The 22,788-nt window shown below is 37.3% G+C and carries 25 protein-coding genes; 8 read left to right on the forward strand and 17 right to left on the reverse strand.

The genetic code is table 11. The features are described from left to right. The first annotated feature begins 387 nt into the window (after positions 1 to 387). Complete coding sequence (locus AA0X95_RS15565; RefSeq protein WP_413299332.1) at positions 388 to 711, forward strand: CPBP family intramembrane glutamic endopeptidase; 324 nt, start codon at positions 388 to 390, stop codon at positions 709 to 711. A 74-nt stretch (positions 712 to 785) separates the two neighbouring features. Next, positions 786 to 1,076, forward strand: coding sequence for a HesB/YadR/YfhF family protein (locus tag AA0X95_RS15570; RefSeq protein ID WP_413299334.1), 291 nt, complete (start codon positions 786 to 788; stop codon positions 1,074 to 1,076). A 200-nt stretch (positions 1,077 to 1,276) separates the two neighbouring features. Here AA0X95_RS15570 and AA0X95_RS15575 read toward each other — a convergent pair whose 3' ends face one another. From AA0X95_RS15575 to mtnA, 9 genes are all read right to left on the reverse strand, one after another. Next, positions 1,277 to 1,573, reverse strand: coding sequence for a hypothetical protein (locus tag AA0X95_RS15575; protein WP_413299336.1), 297 nt, complete (start codon positions 1,571 to 1,573; stop codon positions 1,277 to 1,279). Positions 1,574 to 1,627: 54 nt separating this feature from the next. Further along, on the reverse strand, positions 1,628 to 2,056 hold the full coding sequence (locus tag AA0X95_RS15580) for an acyl-CoA thioesterase (RefSeq protein WP_413299338.1): 429 nt from the start codon (positions 2,054 to 2,056) through the stop codon (positions 1,628 to 1,630). Between the two features lie 28 nt (positions 2,057 to 2,084). After that, positions 2,085 to 4,415, reverse strand: coding sequence for an AAA family ATPase (locus tag AA0X95_RS15585; RefSeq protein ID WP_413299340.1), 2,331 nt, complete (start codon positions 4,413 to 4,415; stop codon positions 2,085 to 2,087). Between the two features lie 134 nt (positions 4,416 to 4,549). Next, positions 4,550 to 4,780, reverse strand: a complete 231-nt coding sequence (gene tlp / locus AA0X95_RS15590; RefSeq protein ID WP_413299342.1) for a small acid-soluble spore protein Tlp — start codon at positions 4,778 to 4,780, stop codon at positions 4,550 to 4,552. A gap of 141 nt (positions 4,781 to 4,921) precedes the next feature. After that, positions 4,922 to 5,062, reverse strand: a complete 141-nt coding sequence (locus AA0X95_RS15595) for an acid-soluble spore protein N (protein ID WP_335527850.1) — start codon at positions 5,060 to 5,062, stop codon at positions 4,922 to 4,924. Positions 5,063 to 5,130: 68 nt separating this feature from the next. Continuing rightward, positions 5,131 to 5,262, reverse strand: a complete 132-nt coding sequence (locus AA0X95_RS15600; RefSeq protein WP_413299344.1) for an FbpB family small basic protein — start codon at positions 5,260 to 5,262, stop codon at positions 5,131 to 5,133. A 155-nt stretch (positions 5,263 to 5,417) separates the two neighbouring features. Next, the gene (locus AA0X95_RS15605) at positions 5,418 to 5,954 is read right to left on the reverse strand and encodes a redoxin domain-containing protein (protein ID WP_413299346.1); all 537 of its coding nucleotides are present in this window, start codon (positions 5,952 to 5,954) and stop codon (positions 5,418 to 5,420) included. A gap of 154 nt (positions 5,955 to 6,108) precedes the next feature. After that, positions 6,109 to 6,903, reverse strand: coding sequence for a class II aldolase/adducin family protein (locus AA0X95_RS15610; RefSeq protein WP_413299348.1), 795 nt, complete (start codon positions 6,901 to 6,903; stop codon positions 6,109 to 6,111). A gap of 24 nt (positions 6,904 to 6,927) precedes the next feature. Beyond that, entirely contained in the window at positions 6,928 to 7,974 is a 1,047-nt protein-coding gene (mtnA, locus tag AA0X95_RS15615; RefSeq protein ID WP_413299350.1) for an S-methyl-5-thioribose-1-phosphate isomerase, read from the reverse strand. Between the two features lie 185 nt (positions 7,975 to 8,159). On the opposite strand from mtnA, the gene AA0X95_RS15620 reads away from it, so the two are divergent. Next, a complete protein-coding gene (locus AA0X95_RS15620) occupies positions 8,160 to 9,197 on the forward strand; it encodes an NAD-dependent epimerase/dehydratase family protein (protein WP_413299352.1) in 1,038 nt (345 codons plus the stop codon). A gap of 158 nt (positions 9,198 to 9,355) precedes the next feature. Here the strand turns inward: AA0X95_RS15620 and abc-f are convergent, their stop codons facing one another. From abc-f to acnA, 3 genes are all read right to left on the reverse strand, one after another. Then, complete coding sequence (abc-f, locus tag AA0X95_RS15625) at positions 9,356 to 11,071, reverse strand: ribosomal protection-like ABC-F family protein (protein WP_413299354.1); 1,716 nt, start codon at positions 11,069 to 11,071, stop codon at positions 9,356 to 9,358. A 265-nt stretch (positions 11,072 to 11,336) separates the two neighbouring features. Beyond that, complete coding sequence (locus tag AA0X95_RS15630; protein WP_413299356.1) at positions 11,337 to 12,296, reverse strand: phosphotransferase enzyme family protein; 960 nt, start codon at positions 12,294 to 12,296, stop codon at positions 11,337 to 11,339. Between the two features lie 62 nt (positions 12,297 to 12,358). After that, the gene (gene acnA, locus AA0X95_RS15635) at positions 12,359 to 15,064 is read right to left on the reverse strand and encodes an aconitate hydratase AcnA (RefSeq protein WP_413299358.1); all 2,706 of its coding nucleotides are present in this window, start codon (positions 15,062 to 15,064) and stop codon (positions 12,359 to 12,361) included. A 332-nt stretch (positions 15,065 to 15,396) separates the two neighbouring features. Here acnA and sspO point away from each other — a divergent pair, with 332 nt between their 5' ends. After that, positions 15,397 to 15,549 (forward strand): small acid-soluble spore protein O, encoded by a 153-nt coding sequence (gene sspO, locus AA0X95_RS15640; protein ID WP_307287702.1) that lies wholly within the window; start codon positions 15,397 to 15,399, stop codon positions 15,547 to 15,549. Positions 15,550 to 15,619: 70 nt separating this feature from the next. Here the strand turns inward: sspO and AA0X95_RS15645 are convergent, their stop codons facing one another. Next, on the reverse strand, positions 15,620 to 15,889 hold the full coding sequence (locus AA0X95_RS15645) for a hypothetical protein (RefSeq protein ID WP_413299361.1): 270 nt from the start codon (positions 15,887 to 15,889) through the stop codon (positions 15,620 to 15,622). 110 nt (positions 15,890 to 15,999) lie between these two features. Here AA0X95_RS15645 and AA0X95_RS15650 point away from each other — a divergent pair, with 110 nt between their 5' ends. Continuing rightward, a complete protein-coding gene (locus tag AA0X95_RS15650) occupies positions 16,000 to 16,137 on the forward strand; it encodes a small acid-soluble spore protein P (protein ID WP_024026873.1) in 138 nt (45 codons plus the stop codon). Between the two features lie 22 nt (positions 16,138 to 16,159). Here the strand turns inward: AA0X95_RS15650 and selA are convergent, their stop codons facing one another. After that, positions 16,160 to 17,575 carry an L-seryl-tRNA(Sec) selenium transferase gene (selA, locus tag AA0X95_RS15655; protein ID WP_413299363.1) on the reverse strand — a complete coding sequence of 472 codons (1,416 nt, stop codon included), beginning with the start codon at positions 17,573 to 17,575 and terminating at the stop codon, positions 16,160 to 16,162. A gap of 103 nt (positions 17,576 to 17,678) precedes the next feature. Between selA and AA0X95_RS15660 the strand changes: the two genes are divergently transcribed. After that, positions 17,679 to 18,077, forward strand: a complete 399-nt coding sequence (locus AA0X95_RS15660; RefSeq protein ID WP_413299365.1) for an Hsp20/alpha crystallin family protein — start codon at positions 17,679 to 17,681, stop codon at positions 18,075 to 18,077. 104 nt (positions 18,078 to 18,181) lie between these two features. On the opposite strand, the gene AA0X95_RS15665 is transcribed toward AA0X95_RS15660, so the two are convergent. Further along, entirely contained in the window at positions 18,182 to 18,421 is a 240-nt protein-coding gene (locus AA0X95_RS15665; protein WP_413299367.1) for an Rdx family protein, read from the reverse strand. A gap of 136 nt (positions 18,422 to 18,557) precedes the next feature. Here AA0X95_RS15665 and selD point away from each other — a divergent pair, with 136 nt between their 5' ends. After that, the gene (gene selD, locus AA0X95_RS15670) at positions 18,558 to 19,616 is read left to right on the forward strand and encodes a selenide, water dikinase SelD (protein WP_413299369.1); all 1,059 of its coding nucleotides are present in this window, start codon (positions 18,558 to 18,560) and stop codon (positions 19,614 to 19,616) included. A 35-nt stretch (positions 19,617 to 19,651) separates the two neighbouring features. Here selD and AA0X95_RS15675 read toward each other — a convergent pair whose 3' ends face one another. Beyond that, the gene (locus AA0X95_RS15675; RefSeq protein WP_413299371.1) at positions 19,652 to 20,596 is read right to left on the reverse strand and encodes an L-threonine 3-dehydrogenase; all 945 of its coding nucleotides are present in this window, start codon (positions 20,594 to 20,596) and stop codon (positions 19,652 to 19,654) included. A gap of 92 nt (positions 20,597 to 20,688) precedes the next feature. Beyond that, positions 20,689 to 21,879: a glycine C-acetyltransferase gene (locus AA0X95_RS15680; protein WP_413299373.1), complete on the reverse strand. Its 1,191-nt coding sequence runs from the start codon at positions 21,877 to 21,879 to the stop codon at positions 20,689 to 20,691. 326 nt (positions 21,880 to 22,205) lie between these two features. Here AA0X95_RS15680 and AA0X95_RS15685 point away from each other — a divergent pair, with 326 nt between their 5' ends. Then, entirely contained in the window at positions 22,206 to 22,496 is a 291-nt protein-coding gene (locus AA0X95_RS15685) for a hypothetical protein (protein ID WP_413299375.1), read from the forward strand. The last annotated feature ends 292 nt before the right edge of the window (positions 22,497 to 22,788 follow it).

Genomic DNA, 22,788 nt, shown 5'->3' on the forward strand with positions numbered 1-22,788 from the left:
TCATTTTTCTTTATGATCCTTTTAGCTTTACTAATACTAGTTGCTTTTTTTAAGGAAAACAATCGGCTATTTGTCTGGATGATCGTTTCCTTTTTTCTAGGTAATTTACTCATAGGCTATGCAGACCATTTTATCGGTGCGTCCTCCCTTTCTCCTTTTGCACTTGTATTAATAAGTCAATTGTTATACACGTTCCCTATTTTACTAATAACCTATGTGATAAAGAAATTTAATAAGCCTATAGGCTATTCTTACATTAGCTTAATAAGGAATTCGCCCATTCAAATAAACAGCCGTTTCACGATCTCCTTCTTGCAGCTATTTTATATCATCCTAACTCTGCTTGGATTAAGTATAATACTTGTCCTTGTAATGAAGGCGGGAGATATGACTATTTTAAAACTCAGCTTCATTCTACTTTTTTCTGCGATGAATTCTTTTTTAGAGGAATTATTATGGCGAGGAATTTTATATAAGCAGTTTATCCGAATGAGTAGCAAGCGTTTGGGGATTTTACTAAGTAGTGCTTCATATGGGCTAAATACAACAATGTTTGGTTACTCATTAAAAATAAGTGTCTTCTATTTCCTATTGGGTGTATTATTTGGGTTCCTCACTGTAAAATCAAAGAGTTTGCTACCTTCCATTATGATTCATTGCACCATTACGATCCTTCTGATACTTCTTGGCTGGATAGTTATGCCGTTATAAAGTTCGAATCATTCGATTCTCATCCGCTTTTCTTATATAATAAAATAAATAGCAGCTAGAAAGGAGTCCATTACATGAAAATACATATTACAAATGAGGCTGTAGCATGGTACAAAAGAGAGCTAGGTCTTAAAAATGGAGATTATGTTCGCTTTTATGCTCGGTACGGAGGATGCAGCACAGTACAAAGTGGCTTTTCTTTAGGAATCTCAACAGAAGAACCCATTGATATCGGTACAAAAACAGAGATGGACGGAATTATCTTCTATATTGAAGAAAAAGATGTATGGTTTTTTGATGAACATGATTTAACAATTGACTATCAAGAAACATATGAAGAACCTATTTTTCAATATAATAAATAAGAAAAGCGCAAGCGCCTTGATCAGCCCCGACAGGCAAATGTTCTTCGGCAAGAAAAGTCCGCCTTTTAACTTTTATTGCCGAAGGTTATTTGACCCGAGGGGCTAGGCGCTGGAGCTGGACAATTCTCAAAGTCGAATTTTACACTTTCCTATAATGTAATAAGCAAAAGAGGTTGACTCATGGATGAGCCAGCCTCTTTTTATTCACTCCATATATGCTCAAGTAAGCCCGCCTTTTGTAAAACATTATTGCCCCTATCTCCAATTAAATCAAAATGAGAATACCCATCCGGTCTAAGATGAATCCATTCCTTTTTTAAACCATATTGTTTACCCCATGCTGCGAGTTTTTCAAGATCATGACAACCTACCTTTGTTACGGTTTTTGCTCCTGGAAAGCGGTCATCCAGCCAATAATGAGTTAAAAAAGCAATTTCTCCCCTGTCAATTTTTCTTTTCCAATCTATAATTTCCTGTCTCTTTATACCGAATGCCACTTCGTCACCCCATTCTATAAGTATCAGGAAGTAGCTTTTTTGAGGAACTCTAAGCTATTTTTTCTTTACTTCCTCATATTTTAAATACCATTCCGGAAAGGCCTTTTTAAAGGAGGTGGGTCTGAAATTATCCTTTTTAACAATAATATGCGTAGATGTTCCTTCTGCACATATTTCTTCGTTCCCATTAATAATCGTATATCCATAAATAGTTTTTATCCCATCATTTAACTCTACCCACGTTTTAACAAAGGCTTTATCGCCATAGCGTAACGGTTTTTTGTAAGTAATTTGAATATCATATACGGGAGCATAGTAACCAGACTCTTCCATTGCTAAGTAATTATAGCCAAGATCCTCAATAAACCCTGTTCTGCCTAGTTCAAAAAACTTTAAATAATTTGCATGGTAAATGACACCCATCATATCTGTATCTGCATAGTAAAGTTGAATCTCTCTAGTCGAAATAAAAAAGTTCTCCACGGACAACGTTCCTCTCATCTCTTTAAAATTATTTTATTTTACTTAAGGCCACATTAACATCTTCTGCTTCAAGGAACATCGATTTTTCAATAAGTTCCTGATCCTGTTCTACATTCATTAGCCGTGAAGCTTGTGCTTGAATCATTTCATCCACCACGTTTGTAGCAAAACGTCCGTTCCCTCTAGAATCTTCTGTTTCAATGGTCTCAATCAATCGCTTCTTTGCATCCTCTGTTAAATGGTATTGAAAACTTTCGGCATACCTGGCCATGATTTCAAGTAATTCCTCTGAAGAGTAATCTGGGAATAGGAAGTATTTTTTAAACCTTGAGCGAAGCCCTGGATTGCTTTCCAAGAGCTGATCCATTTCATTTGGGTAGCCTGCAAGGACTACCACTAGGTTTTCGTTTTGCTTTGTCATTTCATCGACAAGTGTATCAATAACCTCTTTCCCGAAATCGTTGTTTGAATGACTAAGGAGCGAATAAGCTTCGTCTATGAATAACACACCACCTAGTGCTTCCTTAATCTTTTTCTTTGTTTTCCCGGCAGTTTGCCCAACATAACCAGCGACGAAATCAGCCCTGCTAGCAACAATAAGGTGTCCTCGTTTCAAAATACCGCATTCTTTTAAGTACTCAGCATAAATTTTAGCCACAGTTGTTTTTCCGGTACCAGGATTTCCAGTAAATACAGCATGAAGTTGAATGGGTACTGTCGGTAATCCCTGTTTTCTTCTAAACTGTTGCATTTTTACAAATGATATTAATGATCTCATTTCCTCTTTTAGGGCTGTAAGACCAATGAGCTGATCGAGTTTTTCCTGTGGTGAATCTGTGCAGTCATCTTTTTCCATACGAAAATCTTCTTTGTTGAGGAGCATATAATCTAAAAGTTCATTTTCTTCTGATTGCCTCTCTGACCCCTTTTTAAAAATCGCATCTAAAACAATATTTCGTGCTGTTCTCGCATTCCCAAAGGTTTCATCCACTCGTTCTTGTTCAAGCCGATGCTCAATTTCGCTTTTTGATTCCTCGGTAAGCAGATAATCATTGTCTAAAGCCACTTTTTCGGCAATCTGAATTAACTCCTCGTTCGAATAATTAGATAAATGAATAAAATTTGATTGAGGAAAACGACTTCGTAATCCAGGATTAGCGTCTATGAACGAGCGCATCTCTTCAGGATACCCTGCTAAAATAACCGCAAATCTTCCGCCGTATTCACTACCTGTCATTAGTGAAACCAAAGTATCAATTGCAGATTGACCATAATCATTTCCCGTTTGTCCCTCACGTTTTAAGCTATAGGCTTCATCAATAAATAATACGCCGCCAATTGATTTTTCAACGATGGATCGAACGTTTTCCTCTGTTTGTCCTACAAAGCCCCCGACTAGTTGAGAGCGGTCTGTCTCAATTACTTCTTCCCGCGGTAGTACACCCAATTCATAATAAATTTTTGCCAATAAACGAGCAAGTGTTGTTTTACCAGTTCCGGGGTTTCCAGTTAAAATCATATTTAAACTTAATTCATCTTTGACTTGAAAACCAAGCTCTTTCCGTTGCTTCTGGTATTTTAAGAATCGGTAAAAATCATTCACGCGTTTTTTTACCAAATCCAACCCAATCATGCTATTTAACTCATCTAATGCGTTTTCTTCTGTGCTTTTTGCGGATTGTTCTTCAAGAAATTGCTGTTCCCACGTTCTTTTTACTTCATCTACGTTGGCCATATGCAATTTTAAATCCTCAAAAAAAGTAGATGTATGGAAGACGCCGGTAATAGACTGATCATATTCTTTCGCAGCTTTTAACAGACTTCCTGTTTCCTCTATTGCAGCAAATAGTAAGTCAGACAGTTTCTGATATTTAAGAAAAAACTGTTTATTTACCATAGTGGAAGCTAGATCCACTTTTGTTTGTAAGTCTTTTAATTGTTCTTCTGCTCCTTTTAAAAAGCTCTGGCAAATATCTATGTACTGCTCAGCTGTTTTTTTCTTGGCCGAACGGTTATCCGTTTCTCTTATAGGCGGGAACGAAAGTGGAGCCATAAAATCCTTCATTTTCTTCCAGTCAGATTGAATACTAAATTCCTTAGCCCTCTGGTTTTCAGGGTCAAGTTCGAGGGCTTGAGCAAACCAAACTGCCGCTAAAGTGTCCTTTTTATCTCGACCTAGTCTTGAGCGTGCCCCAAGCGTCAAAAGCTTGGAAAGGGATTTTGTATCTGTTTCCTGATTAATCGCACTTATAAGCTGACCTTCATTAGAAAGGACACCTGTTTCATTCAGTTCCTTTTCCCACTGCTTGATTTGTTCCATATATGGAGTTCGATGGTTAGTTTGTTGTTTCAAAATCATCACTTCTTTTTAAAAATTTCCCTTCTATCTTACCATAACAAGCGGACGCATAAGAAATTTCCTGTCCTAAGAAAGCAATTCAGTTAAAAAAAGAACCTGTCCAAAAAATGGAACAGGTTCTTTTTGCTTGTCATTTAGCTTTGTTGATTTTGGGATTCATCTTTGATTTCTGAGCGGAATGAGTCGATACTTTCACGTCTCCGTTGATTCTTCGATTCGATTTGTTGGCGCTGTTGCTCACTGTCGGTAAAAGCAAGCGATTCTTCAGCAGCTTCCATATTTTCAATTGTATTATGAATCATTGATTGAAGTTTTTCGACATTATCGCTACGATCATCAGGATTGGGTTTGTTATTGTAGGCCATCGTCTAATTCCTCCTTAAAATGTATTTACTACAGATATAGTTTGTAACGGTAGCAAAAAATTATCACAGAGAAAAAAATGAAATTTTCAACTTCAATATAAAAAAGACCTACTGAAATAGTAGGCCTTATCAATTCATCTATTATTCACCTTTGGTTTGAATTACCTGAGCGTGTTTACCTGATGTATCATTCATCTTTTTTCCTTTATTCCCACTGAATCCACGTGGTTGTGTTCCAACATGGTCTGGTTGAAAACGTTTAGTTTGATACCCTTTACCCATAGTTGTAATCCCTCCTTAGTAACATTTTGTCCATAAGGATGGAAAACATAATTGGTAAACTTTTGAGGTTACTCGGCTTTTCCGAGACGCTTTTCTTCTATACGCTGTTCAATTTTTTCCATAGCAGCACGATCTTTTAATAATTGTGATTTATTTTCTAAAACAAGTTCTGCAAATGAGCGTTTTCTAGGTTTTCTCATTAGTATCACCTTCCTTAATACCTATTGTAACAGTTATTATGCCCGGAAACGGTTTCAATTATTACAACTTTTTGAAAATTAATTAAAAAGAGTTATTTCTTACTTTTTAATTTGGCAAAGAAAAAAGACATCGGCTAAAACCAATGTCTTCAATACTATTTTAGTTTTTCTGTAAAGTCCTTCATCACATCAAGTGTCATTGATCCCGTAAATTTATTTTTAATAACTCCTTTTGTATTAATAAAATAGGTGGTAGGGATTGATAATACCTGATAGGCTTCATTCACTTTGTCTTCAGCATCTAAGAGGACGGGGAAGGTAATCTTATTTTCGTTTACAAAACCTTGGACATCCAGCTGTGGGTCAATGTTTACAGCTAGAATAACAACATCTTCTCCCGCCTGCTTAGAAAATTGCTCCATTTCAGGCATTTCTGCTTTACATGGTGGACACCAGGTAGCCCAGAAGTTAAGCATAACTTTTTTTCCTTTTAAATTAGAGAGCTTCACGGTTTCACCTGTTAAAGTTTTTAATTCAAAATCAGGTGCTTTTGCTCCTATTGATAAACCTTCTTTATTAGCTGTTGCTTGACTTGTCGTTTCGGGTGCCTCTGTCTTTTTATCCATTGCTTGTACAATTGCTACTGTAAGGAGAGAAACTAAAACAACGGCAGCGATTATTTTCTTTATCATCCCCGACTCCTCCTTTGTTTGTTAATCTGCTACATCGATTTTACACTATAATCTCAGTTGAAACAAAACTGGGATATGCCGAAACTGTGACAATTTTATTAACTCTAAAGGATAAGTAGGAAAAAGGAAAAAGCAAGCACAAATAGCTTGCTTTTTACAAATGTTTCTTCAACTCGTCCAAAATATTTTTCGTTACATTCTCAACAATTGTTTGAAAATCCTGTTTAGATAAGCTTTTTTCATTGGAGGGTGTAGGTTTCATCGCATGAACACCAGTTTCCGTATCAACACCTATTGGTGAATTCCCTTTTATACCTATTCTCGCTTTCATTTCAACTAACCTTTGAACATGTTTCTTCGATAGCTCCCGATCCCCACTTATTTGCTTAGCGATCCAGTTAATTTTAGCTGTAAATTCCATCGATTCCATTAGGAAATAGGCATGTTCAAGGTCTCTTCCCCATGTTAACGCTCCGTGGTTTTCTAATAAGACCCCTTGATGGTCGTAAACATATTTCTTCACCGCATTTGGTACCTCTTCCGTTGAAGGGGTTCCATACTCTGCCACAGGAATGGTACCAAGATAGACTACAGACTCTGGCATAATGGCTTGATCTAAAGGGATTCCTGCAATAGCAAACGCAGTGGCATAGGGTGGATGAACATGCACAATAGCTTGTATGTCAGGCCTCTCTTGGTACACAAGCATGTGCATTTTCATTTCAGAAGTCGGGCGGTGGGCCCCCTCTAATACTTCACCCGCCGCGTTCACTTTGACAATCATTTCTGGAGTCATAAAGCCTTTACTAACACCTGTAGGGGTTATCAGAAATTCATCCTCACAAAGCCGAATCGAAATGTTTCCATCGTTTGCAGCAACAAACCCTTTGTCATAAATTCTTTTTCCAATTTCACAAATTTGTTTTTTATATTTAATTTCAGAAATCATGTACATACCCGCTTTCCACTTTTATCATTTAAAAAGTTTTGGAAGCTCTTCTTGGTAATTTCCTGTTAGTATGCCCTTTTCTGTAATAATAGCTGTTACAAGCTCTTTTGGTGTAACATCAAACGCAGGATTAAATACCTTCACACCCTCGGGAGCCGTTCTTTTTCCAAAACCTTCAGTAATTTCAGCCGCCTCACGTTCTTCAATCGGGATTTCATCCCCGGTTTTAGTTTCTAAATCGATCGTTGAAATAGGTGCAGCAACATAAAACGGAATGTTATGTGCTTTCGCTAATAACGCTACTCCATACGTTCCAATTTTATTTGCTACATCACCATTCGCTGCAACTCGGTCACATCCCACAATTACCGCTTGCACCCAACCTTTTTGCATAACCATTGCAGCCATATTATCAGTGATTAGAGTGACATCAATTCCCGCTTGCATAAGTTCCCATGCTGTCAAACGAGCACCCTGTAGAAGCGGTCTTGTTTCATCAGCAAATACCTTGATATTCCACCCTTTTTCTTTTGCTAAGTAAAGGGGTGCGAGTGCTGTTCCATATCTTGCGGTTGCAATTCCGCCTGCATTACAATGGGTAAGAACACCCATCCCATCATTTAAAAGCGTTAATGCATACTCTCCAATGGTCCGGCAAACCTCTTCGTCTTCATTACGGATGGTATGTGCTTCATTTTCGAGTGCTGCTTTTATTTGTTGTACAGGTTGGTCTTTCTCCTTTTGTGCACGCTCATCCATCCGGTTTAACGCCCAAAATAAGTTGACGGCAGTTGGTCGTGACGTAGCTAAATAATCAGCATGCTTTTTAAAATGAGCATAAAAATCGTCGAAGGAATTTTCTGGTGCATCCTTTATACCTACTACTAACCCATAAGCAGCAGCTATTCCGATTGCTGGTGCACCTCGAACCTTTAATTGTTTAATGGCATCCCATGCATCTTCAATTTTAGTGATTTCAAGAAATTCTGTTACATTTGGAATTTTAGTTTGGTCTAATATTTTTAATATCCCATTATCATAAGATACGGATTGTAAAAAAGCGTGTTCCATAAAAAACATCTCCTCATTGTTCACTCAGAAGTAATTATTTTTATAAAAGTACTACTACCTTTGTAATTTTAACAATATTCATCACATATGCAATACTTTCATTTTTAAAAATTGGAATTCTTTCTATTAACAGAATTATCGGTAAATTTGTTAAGATGAAAGTATGGGAGAGGAGAGGTTTATAGTTGAAAATTCTAGTTTTAGGCGGTAGCAGATTTTTAGGGAGAACATTCATAAAAGAAGCACTATCTCAAAATCATGAAGTAACGATTTTTAATCGTGGTAATCAAAACACTGGTCTTAAGGATGTTGAAATCATTACTGGCGATCGTTTTGGAGACTTGAGTGAGCTTAAAAACCGATATTGGGATTCGGTTTTGGATACTAGTGGTTTTATCCCCTTTACTGTGGAAAATAGTACGGAGTTACTAAAGGATCGTGTGAAACACTATACCTTTATTTCAAGTATATCTGTTTATCAAGACTGGGTACCTGAAAATATAAATGAGTCCTATCCTGTATTAGACATTTCTTTAGAGAAAGCAAATGAGCTTTCAAAGGATGTGAACGGTCCTATTTATGAGTATTATGGTCATTTTAAAGCGCTTTGTGAAAAAATTGCAGAAGCAAATCTACCTGGAAGGGTTTTAAATGTCCGAGCAGGGCAATTAATTGGACCTAATGACTATACAGATCGTATTCCTTATTGGGTACATAGGGTAGCTAAGGGTGGAAAAGTGTTAGTGCCCGGAAATGAGCACCGCCGTGTACAGCTAATAGATAACAAGGATCTTTCAAAGTGGATATTGAAGATGATGGCATCTAACTCTTCTGGAACGTTTAATGCGACAGGCCCGGATTATCCTCTAACGATAAAACAATTCATAGATACATGTTTAAGAGTTACTGGTTCAGATACTGAAATTGTATGGGCTGATGAGGAGTTCCTGCTCGAACAAAAGGTTGCACCGTGGACGGAAATGCCTTTATGGGTACCAGAACATTCCCCACTATCTCCTGAGCTTGAAAAGCCTTGGAAAGGTGCATTTTCAATCAACATTGATAAAGCAGTAAAAAATGGACTTACGTTCAGGACGCTTGACGAGAGCATATCGGATATTTATGTGTGGGAAAAGACTCGACATATACCTCAGGATGAATGGAAATCAGGGATGAGAGCAGAAAGAGAGACAGAGCTTCTCGCGTTATTGGGAAGAAATTAGAAAAAATTGTGTTACGCAAATAAAAGATGGATTTTCGCAAATAAAGGGCGATTTTTCGCAAATAAAAAGCCCTTTATCCCAAATAAAAATGACGTTTCCGCAAATAAACTAATGAAATAAACCGAAAGAGAGCAAATATTTATGCTCTCTTTCGGTTTTTAGTTGTTAAGATTTCGTTTTAGTCTAAGAAGTTCATTAAATTCCTGGTCTAAAACAAGATATTTCGGATCTTTTTGATCGATCGTTGATAATTCACCCAAAATAGAAGCAATTCTGTTTTCGATTATTAAAAAGTCTTCCTTAGAGCTTTGTCCAGCCGTTTGATCTCTATTCAAATACTCCTCTGGCTTCATTTCCACTCGCTTGATTTGCTTTCCTTCAAACACTAGCAATCGATTGCACAATTTATTTAGAAAATAGTAATCATGTGACACAGTAATTATTGTCCCTGAAAAATCTGCTAATGTCCGTTCAAGTTGCTCCCTGCTAGGTAAGTCCAAATGATTGGTGGGTTCATCTAAAATGAGAACATCATATTCCTTCATTAACATCTCCACAAGCTTGACTCTCGTCCGTTCTCCTAAGCTTAATGTAGAAAAAGGCTTTGTTATAAAAGCTTCCTTTAACCCTAAATTGGCAAGCAAAGTCCTAGCCTTAAGAATACTTTCCCTATCTGTAAAACCAAGTGTCTCGATGGCCGTTTTTTCAGTAGGCAAGTCATTTACATCCTGGCTTAAATAGGCAATCTGAATAGAGTCACTCCTCCAAAGATCACCGTCTGAAACGATTTCCTTATCTATAAGCATTTTTAGTAGGGTTGACTTCCCGCAGCCATTTTCGCCTAATAGTCCAATTCGATCCCCATGATTGATGTAGAAATTAGTTGAATGAAAAAGAGTTCTACCTGTATAAACCTTTGAAAGATTCTTAGCTTCAATAATTCGTTTCCCTCTTTTTCCATGACTTTCAAATTGGAATCTAACAGCGCTTTCTTCAGCAGGTTTTTCGATCTTATTTTTCTCGAGTTCATTCTGCAGCCGTTTCATTTTTGATTTGACTTGAGTATCTCTTTTCTTCGCTTTGGCCCGATGATACTCTTTATATCCATAATCCCTGCTTTGCTTAGTCGATGTCTGGTGGGCCTTATCAGACCAAGACTTTAGCTGCTCCATTTGCTTTTCAACTAGTTCAATTTGACGTTGCTGGATATTAAATTGGTGTCGGTGGCTCTCCATTCGTTTTTGTTTTTCCTTACGGTAGCTGCTATAATTCCCATTGAAAAATTGAATCTTACTATTTTCCAATTCAAAAATTCGATTCACTGTTCTGTCTAAAAAATGTCTATCATGGGAAATGATTAACACTGCCCCATGAAATTTACCTAATTCAGACACCAGCCATTCAATGCCTTTATAATCTAAATGGTTGGTGGGTTCATCTAGAATTAGAAAATCTGGTTTGGTTGACCAAATTTGAGATAAAGCGAGTTTTAATTTTTCTCCTCCGCTAAGGTGTGCAAGGCGGGATTCCTCCCAATCATAAACCTTCTGAAGCCCAAGCTCTTTGGCATGCTGGAGCAACTCCTTGTTTGTACTTCCTGCAAGCGAGCGGTGAAAATCATTCATTTCATAATCAATCGATTGCGAAAGATAGCCAATTTTTAAATCCTTTCTCTTGTCTATATGTCCTTGATCGGGTTGTATTTTTCCAAAGAGGATATTTGCAAGAGTTGTTTTACCAGTCCCGTTATAGCCAACCAAACCGATCTTTTCCCCGTATTTTATGTCAAAATGGAGAAGATCCAATACCTTCCGTAATTGAAAACTTTTTTCAAGACCTGTAACTCTAAGAACTATTTTTTGATTTGTAAGCATAAAAAAACTCCCTTCAATGAACCTGAAAGAGAGATTTATGTCTAGTAATTGTCATGGATTCCCGAAAAAATGGAACCACAAATAAACCAATATTATGGTTTAAATTGCTTTACATGTACGATCAGGACATAAAAAAGGACAGACTAATCCTATTCTTCAGGTTCAACATTTTTCGTTATTCGAATCATGCTCTGAAAAATAAGATTATAACTTCATCGGCCCTAATTCATTCCTTTACAATTTGATAATTATATTTTATTTAATATTAACTAAAGTTGTCAATCAATTCCTTAAAATTGACATTAGAATATGGAATTTGCTCCTCTATTCTATGCTTCAAATCTTCGAGTGTATAGGCTTGCCAATCCGCAAGATTATGTTGATCCCACTTTTCTAAAAATAACACATATAAAAATATCTCTCTTATTTTCAGTAAAATAGGAATTTGCTCGAGCATATCCTTGTTTAACGTATGTTCCTCACTATATCCTTTTAATAAATGGACCCAGAAATCATGGCTAAAATCCGTCTGCTCCGGGGTAAATGATGATGCCTGCCAGTATGCATGATAAAAGGAAACAGCTAAATCATAGGCAAACCAATGATAGGCGCAATCATCAAAATCAAAAATAGTAATCCTTCTATCCTTCACAAAAAAATTGCCTTGATGTAAATCATTGTGGATAAGACCGTATAAGTGGGGATTTGGATCAAACTTTTGCAATTCATCCAATAGTTTTATGTATCGTTCTTTGATGAGTTCTGAATGTATTTTTGGAAGAATCTTAAGAACATCTGGATCCTCCTTTGTCCATTTTGGCCTTTCAAGCTGTAATTGATTTGAAACCTTATGCATTCTGCCGATCTGTTTACCCCAATTATAAAATAATTCAGTGGTCCAAACCTTTGTGTCCGTAACATCCACGGCTACACCATCCGCTTTTTCAAAGGCAACTATAAACAAATCATTCACTAACTCAATTAAAAGGTTGTTTATGGAATGGATTGGTGTTGAAACAGATACTTCTTCCTTTGCTAGAGCTGCAATAAACTTTATTTCATTTTCTAGGTCAGAGAAACTCTTCTTCTCTCTATTGGATAACCTTAAAATACAGCCTCTTCCATCTTTGGAAAAGGAATATACAGAATTTTGGAATCCGCTAGTGATTGGGATAAGTTCTTCAGGTGCAAGGCCATACCTTGCAGCAATTTGATGTATACTCATAAATATTCCTTTCGTTAAAAAACACCATGCAAGACAGCATGGTGTTTTTCTTCAAAACTAAATTAAGCTTGTAATTTTTCACGTAGAACCATTTGTAGGATTCCACCGTGACGGTAGTAGTCAATTTCAACTTCAGAATCGAAACGAACAAGAACTTCGAATTCTTTCTTGTTACCAGCTTCGTCAGTAGCTGTAACTTTTACAAGATCACGTGGTCTTACATTTTCGTCTACTTGTACTTCGAATGTTTCTTTACCAGTTAATCCGAGAGTTTCAGCGCTATCGCCATCTTTGAATTGAAGTGGAAGAACACCCATTAGTACTAGGTTAGAACGGTGGATACGCTCGAAGCTTTCTGCAAGAACAGTTTTAATACCTAGAAGGTTTGTTCCTTTTGCAGCCCAGTCACGAGATGAGCCCATTCCGTAATCCTTACCAGCAAGAACCATTAGGCCTGTGCCGTTTTCTTTGTACTTCATGCAAGCATCATAAATGGAAGTAACTTCGCCTGTTGGCCAGTAAGTAGTGAATCCACCTTCTGTACCAGGTGCGATTTGGTTACGAATACGAATGTTTGCAAACGTTCCACGCATCATAACTTCGTGGTTACCACGACGAGAACCGTAAGAGTTGAAGTCACGAGGCTGAACGCCTTTTTCTAATAAATACTTTCCAGCTGGAGTATTTTTACCAATTGCTCCTGCAGGTGAAATGTGGTCAGTTGTTACAGAATCACCAAACTTACCAACTACACGAAGTCCTGCTAAAGGTTCAACAGTACCAGGTTCTGGCGATAAACCTTCAAAGAACGGTGGGTTAGCAATGTAAGTAGAATCTTCATCCCAAGTATATAATGGCTCATTGCTTGTTTTGATTTGATTCCATAGATCGTTGCTTTCAAAGACATTTTCATATTCTTTACGGAATAATTCAGGTGTAACAGTCTTTTTAACAACGTCATTAACTTCAGCAGTAGTTGGCCAGATATCCTTGAAGAATACATCATTGCCATCTTTATCTTTGCCAATTGCTTCAGAGCCGAAATCAATGTTTACTGTTCCAGCAAGGGCATAAGCAACCACAAGTGGTGGTGAAGCAAGGTAGTTTGCTTTTACAAGCGGGTGAATACGGCCTTCAAAGTTACGGTTACCTGAAAGAACAGATGTAACTAAAAGATCGTTTTCAGCGATAGTTTTTTCAATTTCTTCTTTTAATGGACCGGAGTTACCGATACATGTTGTACAGCCGTAACCAACAAGGTTGAAGCCGATTTGTTCTAAATATGGAAGTAACCCAGAATCACGAAGGTATCCAGTTACAACCTTTGAACCTGGTGCTAAAGAAGTTTTTACAAACTTAGGAACTTCCATTCCAAGCTCAACAGCCTTCTTCGCAACAAGACCTGCCCCAACTAGAACGTAAGGGTTTGAAGTATTAGTACAGCTAGTGATTGATGCAATCGCAACAGCACCTGTTTTGATGGCAGTTTCATCACCGTTATTGAATTTAATTGTTGCTTCTTTCGCAAGTTCGTCAGCCTGTAAGCCGAAGCCTTGGTTTCCTTGTGGAGCAGAAACAGCTTTAACGAATTCTTCCTTCATTTTTGAAAGTGGAATTAAATCTTGTGGACGTTTAGGACCAGAAAGATTTGCTTCGATTACAGAAAGATCGATTTCTACTACATTTGTATAAACCGGCTCTTCTGAAGGATTGAAGAATAAGCCATTTTCTTTACAGTATTGTTCTACAACTTGGATTTGCTCTTCGTCACGGCCTGTTAAGCGCATGTATGCTAATGATTCACCATCAATAGCGAAGAACCCGCAAGTTGCACCATATTCTGGTGCCATGTTAGCAATCGTAGCACGGTCAGCAAGTGGAAGTACAGAAACTCCTGGTCCGAAGAACTCTACGAATTTACCAACTACGCCTTGGCTGCGGAGTACTTGAGTTACTTTTAATGCTAAATCAGTTGCAGTAGCTCCGTTTGGAAGCTCACCAGTTAATTTAACCCCTACTACTTCAGGAACTGGGAAATATGAAGGCTGTCCAAGCATTCCTGCTTCCGCTTCGATACCACCTACGCCCCATCCAAGAACACCAAGACCGTTAATCATAGTAGTATGTGAGTCTGTTCCTACTAATGTATCTGGATATGCTTCAAGTTCGCCATCAGTTTCTGAAACGTGAACAACGTCAGCTAAGTACTCAAGGTTTACTTGGTGAACAATACCAGTTGCTGGTGGAACAGCACGGTAGTTATTGAATGATTTTTGAGCCCAGCTTAAGAATTGATAACGCTCTGCGTTTCGTTCGAATTCTAGGTCCATGTTTACTTTTAATGAATCAGCTGAACCATACGCATCAACTTGTACAGAGTGGTCAATAACAAGATCAACTGTTTTTTCAGGGTTGATTTTGTCTGGATCTCCACCAAGGTCAGCCATTGCTTTTCTTAAAGAAGCAAGGTCTACTACTGCTGGAACACCTGTAAAGTCTTGTAGGATTACACGTGAAGGCTTAAAAGGAACATCCACTTCTTTAAGCTCATCTGTTCCCCATTTTGCTAAGTTTTCAACATGCTCTTTTGTGATTACACGGCCATCATATTGGCGTAAAACAGATTCAAGTAATACTTTTACAGAATAAGGTAATTTGGAAACATTACCAATGCCTGCTTCTTCCAATGCTGCTAAACGGTAATAGTGGTAGCGTTTGCCGTTTACTTCAAAGGAAGAACGTGCGTTAAATACATCATTTTTTACCATGTGTAAAAACCCCCTCGTTCGTCATCATAATACAAGTTTAATGAAAAGTCGAAAAGTTTGAATTTTCCCATCCATCTTCACTTTTCTCACAATTCTAATCTTAATACAACCTTTTACATAAGTAAATAACAAGAAAGTTATTGTGATTGATAAGTTTTTCTTATATTTTTTATGTATTTTGTTCGGAATATTTTGAAAATGTTGTCAATCGTATGTGAAAACGATTACGGGAAAAATAAAAACTTCTCGGTATTATTATCGCAAAAAACCAATTACTTGTCATTTTTGAAGGTTTAAAGGAAATAGTAAAAATATCAGGAGGTGAATGTGAGATGGCGAAGCGCAAATCAAACCATGTGATTCCTGGAGCAAACGCTGCTAAAGGACAAGGGAATGGTGCCGGATTTAATGAGGAATTGGCTAGCGAACAAGGGTTAAGTGTGAAAGAAAAGATGAACAATAAAAAGCGGAAGAAAAATCAATAAAGGGATTCCAAATAAAGAGGAACAGACACCACAGAAATTGCTTTTGTGGTATCTGTCCCTCTTTTGTTTTCTATTCTGTCTGATTCACTTCGGCTACAATGCTTTTTAGATCTTGTTGAAATTGTTCTAATTGTGCTCTCTGATGTTCAGAGGCAACTTCCAGTGCATTCTCAATTTGCTGATAGGCTTCATTTACTTCGTTCTTTAAATGTTTTAGTTGATGGCCGTAATTAGCACTATCATTTACGATTTGATTAAAAAATCCTTGTACCTCTTCATATCCTTGCTGTGCTGCTTGAAATGCCTGTTGCTTGTCCTTATTGTAAGGATATTTCTCCATTATCTTTTCACTCCTTAATTTTGTTTACCGTTAAATTGCACAGAAGAACAAAATTTATTCAGCATAAAAAGACTTAATCCTTGCATCCTAATATGTAGGAGGGATGAAAAATGAACAAAAACGATGGCAAAGACATGAGAAAAAATGCACCGAAACAATCCGGGCAGCCAGAACCATTAAGCGGTTCTCATAAAGTGAAGAATCGCAACCATACCCGTGCAAAACATAATTCACATCATGATATGTAAATTCATAAAATAAACCCCTCTTTTAAGAGGGGTCTACATTTATTAAGGCATCTAATAAATTGTTTTCTTCTTCAAATGTTACTGTTCTAAGGTCAATAATATACTCATCTTTTTGGATTCGTCCTACTATAGCTGGCTTGCACTCCGTTCTTAATTTTCTGCCAAGCTGTTCGGCTGTAAAGGAATCATGTTTAAGGGCTATTACCCATGTAGGCAACTCTACATCAGGCATGGTCCCCCCACCTACTTGACTAATATCTTTGAAAATTTTTGTCTTGTAGCTGTTTGTCCTTTGTAACAAATTCGTAACAAAAGAATGGCATCTTTCGTCTAATTCATTAATAGAAACTAATAAATCACGAATGACAGGAATGTTTCGCAAGGCATTTTCACCGCGGGCATAATCAATTAGTGTTCCCTCAAGCGCAGCTAAAGTCATCTTATCTACTCGAACCACCCGTGCTAACTGATGTTTCTTCAATTTATCAATGATTTCTTTCTTGCCAGCAATTATTCCTGCTTGTGGACCACCCAGAAGCTTATCACCACTAAAAGTAACAATGTCTGCTCCCATTTCAATGACCTCTTTTACAACCGGTTCTTCTCCGATTCCATGTTTTCTAAAGTCATAAAGGGCACCACTACCTAAATCCTCATAAAATATAGCATCCTCGTGGCTCTTGGATAGTGCAATAAGTTCCTCTGTATCTACAGACTTTGTAAAGCCAATCACCTTAAAATTACTGGTATGGACCTTCATAATGATCGCTGTCTCAGGAGTAACAGCATCTTCGTAATCAAAAAAATGTGTCTTATTGGTTGTCCCTACTTCTTTTAAGATTGCACCGCTTTCCTCCATAATAGATGAAATTCTAAAGGAACCGCCAATTTCAACAAGCTGCCCCCTTGAAACAATGACCTCTTTATTTTTCGCTAGTGCTCTTAGAACAAGATAAACAGCGGAGGCATTGTTATTTACAACCATCGCTGCCTCTGCACCAGTAATTTCCTTAATAAGTGCTTCTACAAGACTGTGTCGTGAACCTCTTTCCCCTTCTTTTAACTTATATTCAAGATTGGAGTAATTCCGAGCGGTTTCAACGACATGATTGATGGCATTCTCGCTTAATCTTGCCCTGCCAAGATTGGTATGTAGGATCGTCCCCGTTGCATTAATTATTTTTTCTATGGTGTAGGAAAATTGTTTTTCTAAATTATTTTCCAAAGTAAAAAATAATTCATCAATAAATGAGTTTGTTCCAGGGGTAGGACCAGTCCATTTATCCTCTATTAGAGCAGTTCTAATATCATCGAGTACTTCTTTTAGTTTTTTAGTAAGCTGTGTAGAATCAAGCTGGCTTACTTTAAGGAGATGTAAAAACCTCTCATGATTTTGAAGTTCATGCATTGCAGGAATGGAACGTAACCATTGTTTCACCTTAAAAACTCCTTCATTCATCCATCTTTTGCCCCATTATACCATAGGAGTTTCACATTTTAAGGTCCAATGAATAAAATGAAACGAGCAAGGGGGTTTAATTATGACAAAAAAAAGACAAACTCAAAATCAATCCTTTGATTATGAGTTAGTAGAAAAATGGCTAGAAAACTATTTTTTGGATCCGCTAACATCGTTTCATGATCAAACTCAATTCCGAATCGACCTTTATGAGACGGAAAAGGAATGGATCGTGGAAGCGCTGTTAAGTGAATATGATACATCAGAGATTAAAGTATATATTGAAGAAAGTAAATTAAGTATCACTGCTACAAAATATCCCCCTTCAGAACACCAATCCAAAAAGGTGCGAAGTATTGATTTTCCTTTTTTAGTGATTAAACAAGAGGTCTTCGCCACTTTTACGAATGGTATTTTAGAGATTTTTATTTCAAAAACAAAGAATGGTGTTGGAAAAAATAGATTTATTACCTTGCCTTAAGGTTTAAGAGGCAATTATTTTTTATGAATAAGTTAACATAATATAATTACAATCGAAAAAGAAGAGGCTGACTCCTAAACCATAGAGCCGGCCTCTTCTTTTTGTTATTTAGATTCCATTATTTGAATGATTTCATCTGTGTCAGGAAAAATTCCTGTTTCCAACTTGGAGTATATTTTATCTCCATCAACTGTTACTTCAAATGCCCCACCCGAGCTGGGGATTAATTCAAGCTTTTGTATGTTTCGATAAAAATGGTTAAACAGCTCTTCCGCGAAACTCGCGGCTTTTGGTGCGTAGTTTCACTGCATGCAAAATTCAACGACTACATGGTAGTTCTTCATCTGTGTAAACCTCCATATTTCCACTATCTATATAGTAGAAATATTTTACCCCATTCCCTATACCATCGCAAATCTTTTGTCTCTTTTAAGTGCGGATTTATGACTAAAGAGTTATACTATGAGAATGGAGGTGGACATGTTGAGTGAACAAGAAAAAATTCGCCTAACCTCTTTATCAACAAAAGCTGGTTGAGGCTGCAAAATTGGTCCTGAGGACTTGGCGCAAGTTTTGCGTCTATTACCAAAACAAGAACCTGTTCCCGAACTACTAGTGGGGCTGGATACGTCTGATGACGCTGGAGTATATAAGTTAACTGATTCGATTGCACTTATACAGACTGTAGACTACTTTACCCCTATTGTGGATGATCCTTATATGTTCGGGCAAATTACAGCTGCAAACGCATTAAGCGATGTCTATGCCATGGGCGGTCAGCCTAAAACGGTCTTAAATATTGTTGGTTTTCCCATTAAAAAACTAGGAGCCGAAATGCTATCCGAGATCCTACGTGGTGCTGCTGATAAGGTGAAAGAGGCTGGTGCAATTACTGTTGGCGGTCATTCAATTGATGACCAAGAACCTAAATTTGGTCTTTCGGTTACTGGAATTGTTCATCCTGATAAGGTATGGAAAAATGTCGGAGCCAGACCTGGCGACGTCCTTGTATTAACGAAGCCAATTGGTGTAGGTATTTTGACAACCGGAATTAAAAGAAGTGTAGTTACACCTGAGCAAGAACAAATCGTTACGGAAACAATGGCGATGTTGAATAAGACGGCTTCAGAGGTTTTAACCAATTATCAGCCTCATTCCGTTACCGACGTAACTGGTTTCGGGTTATTAGGTCATGGCAGTGAAATGGCACGCGGAAGTGGTGTGAGCTTTGAAATCACCTATAACCAGGTCCCTATGCTGGAAGGCACTTTGCAGTTAGCTAAGGACGGTGTGGTACCAGGTGGATCCAAATCAAATCATAAATGGTTAATCGACGATGTAGTTTATGAGGATGGAATTTTCCCTGAGGAGCAACTTGTTCTGTGTGATGCAATTACTTCTGGTGGTCTACTTATTTCAATGGGCGAAGAGGAAGCACAAAGTTATGTTAATGATCTTCATGCAAAAGGCTTGTCTCATGCAGCTATTATTGGTCGAGTGACCGAGAAAAATGATAAACTTATTTATGTAAAAAGATAACAGCGAAGCAAATGCTTCGCTGTTTTTTTGTACAATTACAGTTTTTGACGCAGTTTTTCTATCATATCTCGTGTCATTTTGTCTAAATCATATTCGTAAGTAAAACCCCATTCATTTTTAGCAGCCGTTGCATCAATCGAATTTGGCCAACTATCCGCAATACTTTGACGTGCAGGATCGACATTATATGAAATTTCAAAGCCTGGGATATACTTAGCAATACTAGTTGCGATTTCTTCAGGATCAAAGCTCATAGCTGTTACGTTAAATGAATTACGGTGAATCAACTTAGCAGGATCTGCTTCCATTAAATCGACAATCGCATTTAAAGCATCAGGCATGTACATCATGTCCATATATGTTCCTTTATCAATATAGGAAGTATACTTACCATTTTTTATAGCTTCATAATAGATCTCGACAGCATAATCCGTAGTGCCTCCACCAGGAAGTGCCACATAAGAAATTAATCCTGGGAAACGTAATCCACGAGTATCAACACCAAACTTGTGATAATAATAATCCGATAACAATTCTCCCGCTACCTTATTGACACCATACATGGTGGTTGGACGCATAATCGTGTCCTGTGGTGTACTGTCTTTAGGTGTAGTTGGGCCAAATGCTCCAATAGAACTTGGAGTAAAGAATTGAGCATTAAGCTCTCTAGCTGTTTCTAATGCATTGATTAGACCGCCCATATTCAAGTTCCAAGCAAATACAGGCTTTGCTTCCGCGGTTGCTGAAAGAAGTGCAGCTAAATGCATCACAGTGTCTACTTGATATTTTTTTGCCGTCTCTACCATTTTGTTTAAATCTGTTACATCTACCGTTTCAAACGGTCCGCTATTTGCTGCCTCGCTATCATTCTTTTTGATATCTGTAGCAATTACGTTATCTGCTCCGTAGATGTCTCTTAATTTTAAGGTTAATTCTGATCCAATTTGTCCTAAGGCACCTGTAATTAAAATACGCTTCATTGTTTCTCCGTCCTCTTCACTTATGCTAAGTAATTCTGTCTTCCATTATAGCTACGTCACCTACTACCTAAAGGTTCCGTTCAAAGCTTATATTAAATAACGCCCATTTCCTTGCCGACTTTCTCATAAATCGCAATAGCTCGATCGAGCATTTCTTTTGTATGGGCAGCAGTTGGCATATTGCGAACACGTCCTGTTCCTTTTGGTACAGTTGGGAACACAATCGCCTTTGCATATACACCTTCTTCATTCAAACGTTTGCTGAATAGTTGAGTAAGTGCTTCGTCCCCGATGATACATGGAGTTATTGGCGTTTCACTGTTGCCGATATTGAAGCCTAATTCTTTTAACCCTTTTTTCAAATAGTTACCATTTTCCCAAAGCTTTTCGTTAAGCTCCGTACTTTCCATTAAGATTTCAATGGACTTCTTACTTGCAGCTACATCTGCTGGAGTTAGAGAAGTAGAGAATAAGAATGGGCGACTACGAACCTTTAACCAGTCAATTAAATTCTTCTTCCCAGCCACATATCCGCCAACAACACCAATTGCTTTAGATAGTGTCCCAATTTGGAAATCTATTTTATCAGAAAGGCCAAAATGCTTAACTGTTCCAGCCCCATCACCAAGGACACCGGAACCATGGGCATCATCTACATATGTAATCAAATCGAATTCTTCTGCAATTTTTACAATTTCAGGTAATAATGCCACATCCCCGTCCATAGAGAACACACCGTCAGTAATTACCATGATTTTATTATAGAGTCCTGACTCTTTTGCTTCTTTTGCCTTTGCACGTAAGTCTTCCATGTCAGAGTGGTTGACACGAATTATCTTTGCTTTAGAAAGGCGGCAACCATCAATGATAGAGGCGTGGTTTAATTCATCAGATAAAATGGCGTCATTTTTATCCATTACGGCAGAAATAGCTGCCATATTACAGTTAAAACCGGATTGGTAAGCAATTGCTGCTTCAGTATGCTTGAATTCAGCTAATTTTTCTTCTAATTCAACATGAAGTTTAAGTGTCCCGTTGATGGTCCGGACCGCACCAGCACCTACACCATATTTTTCGATCGCATCGGCTGCTGCCTTTTTTAATCGGTCATCAGTTGCTAAACCTAAATAGTTATTGGAAGAAAGATTGACAAGCTCTCTGCCATTTATCGTAATTAATGGACCGTTAGGACTTTCAAGAGGGTCAATTACATTGTATAAACCCTTTCCTTTTAAATCCTCAAGGTTTTCATTTAAAAATTGCTCTAAAATCTTACTAGACATGTTCCATTCCCCCTAATTGCATTAGAAAGTAGTATTATTTTTCCTCTAAAAAACATTTGTCCGTCTCAAGTGGACAGTAGTCAGGTTATAAAACTGCGTGATTAAAGGATTTCTACCAATACTTTATCATAAAATTAACGTGTTGTTCATATCTAGAGGACAAAAGCTAAAAATATTTTTATACTTTTTTAGGATACCCTATCTAAATAACACTTATTTAAGCATAAAACCTACATTTGGAATATTGTTCATTTCAATTATATCTACCATTACGTTATAATCATTAAATTAAGCAAACAGATTGTTCCAAAGAAAGGATGTCAACTTTGTCATTATTGTCTTCTCTTATTTATACACTTCTTATTGGTTTCGTGTTTATTTTCCTGTTCAAGATTGCCTATGAATTTTTTTATGGCGAAAATCAAGAAAAGCAAATAAGGAAATTACATAAATATTTTCATAAAGAAACAATTAAGAAAATAGATCGATTAGAACATGTACCTCGAAAATATACGATGTACCGAGTTGTAACAGACAAGGAAACAAAAAAGATCAAATTAAAACCGGGTTATAAAGTAATTAAAATAGTTGCCAAAGAGCAAAAAAAGAAAAAATAAATGACTTATTCTTAAACAAAAGGCTGTGTTATAATTGAATGTTGATTTCATGGAGTTAAAAAAATAAAGGGAAATATTCCCTTTAAATTGGGAAATACCCTTATTTCCTTTAATATAAGGGTGTTTTTTCCCTTTATTTGATCTAAATCGATGGATTTTGTATTATTTTAGAGCTATTAAGGGGAATTTCTCCTCTTATTTCTGCTTATTAAGCTTACTTTTTATACAATAGAGGGAATTTCTCCTCTTATGCTTCTCATACCTACACGAAAATCAACAATGAATGATAACA

The sequence above is a fragment of the Neobacillus phoenicis genome, from assembly GCF_047302305.1.
Classification (GTDB): Bacteria; Bacillota; Bacilli; order Bacillales; family Cytobacillaceae; genus Neobacillus.

Bases quoted from the DNA above. Each gene is read 5' to 3' on its own strand.
- AA0X95_RS15675 (WP_413299371.1), bottom strand. From the start codon at position 20,596: ATGAAGCGTATTTTAATTACAGGTGCCTTAGGACAAATTGGATCAGAA.
- AA0X95_RS15610 (WP_413299348.1), bottom strand. From the start codon at position 6,903: ATGATTTCTGAAATTAAATATAAAAAACAAATTTGTGAAATTGGAAAA.
- AA0X95_RS15650 (WP_024026873.1), top strand. From the start codon at position 16,000: ATGAACAAAAACGATGGCAAAGACATGAGAAAAAATGCACCGAAACAA.
- tlp (WP_413299342.1), bottom strand. From the start codon at position 4,780: ATGGCCTACAATAACAAACCCAATCCTGATGATCGTAGCGATAATGTC.
- acnA (WP_413299358.1), bottom strand. From the start codon at position 15,064: ATGGTAAAAAATGATGTATTTAACGCACGTTCTTCCTTTGAAGTAAAC.
- AA0X95_RS15595 (WP_335527850.1), bottom strand. From the start codon at position 5,062: ATGGGTAAAGGGTATCAAACTAAACGTTTTCAACCAGACCATGTTGGA.
- abc-f (WP_413299354.1), bottom strand. From the start codon at position 11,071: ATGCTTACAAATCAAAAAATAGTTCTTAGAGTTACAGGTCTTGAAAAA.
- mtnA (WP_413299350.1), bottom strand. From the start codon at position 7,974: ATGGAACACGCTTTTTTACAATCCGTATCTTATGATAATGGGATATTA.
- AA0X95_RS15600 (WP_413299344.1), bottom strand. From the start codon at position 5,262: ATGAGAAAACCTAGAAAACGCTCATTTGCAGAACTTGTTTTAGAAAAT.
- AA0X95_RS15570 (WP_413299334.1), top strand. From the start codon at position 786: ATGAAAATACATATTACAAATGAGGCTGTAGCATGGTACAAAAGAGAG.
- AA0X95_RS15680 (WP_413299373.1), bottom strand. From the start codon at position 21,879: ATGTCTAGTAAGATTTTAGAGCAATTTTTAAATGAAAACCTTGAGGAT.
- AA0X95_RS15605 (WP_413299346.1), bottom strand. From the start codon at position 5,954: ATGATAAAGAAAATAATCGCTGCCGTTGTTTTAGTTTCTCTCCTTACA.
- AA0X95_RS15645 (WP_413299361.1), bottom strand. From the start codon at position 15,889: ATGGAGAAATATCCTTACAATAAGGACAAGCAACAGGCATTTCAAGCA.
- AA0X95_RS15630 (WP_413299356.1), bottom strand. From the start codon at position 12,296: ATGAGTATACATCAAATTGCTGCAAGGTATGGCCTTGCACCTGAAGAA.
- AA0X95_RS15565 (WP_413299332.1), top strand. From the start codon at position 388: ATGACTATTTTAAAACTCAGCTTCATTCTACTTTTTTCTGCGATGAAT.
- AA0X95_RS15585 (WP_413299340.1), bottom strand. From the start codon at position 4,415: ATGATTTTGAAACAACAAACTAACCATCGAACTCCATATATGGAACAA.
- sspO (WP_307287702.1), top strand. From the start codon at position 15,397: ATGGCGAAGCGCAAATCAAACCATGTGATTCCTGGAGCAAACGCTGCT.
- AA0X95_RS15660 (WP_413299365.1), top strand. From the start codon at position 17,679: ATGACAAAAAAAAGACAAACTCAAAATCAATCCTTTGATTATGAGTTA.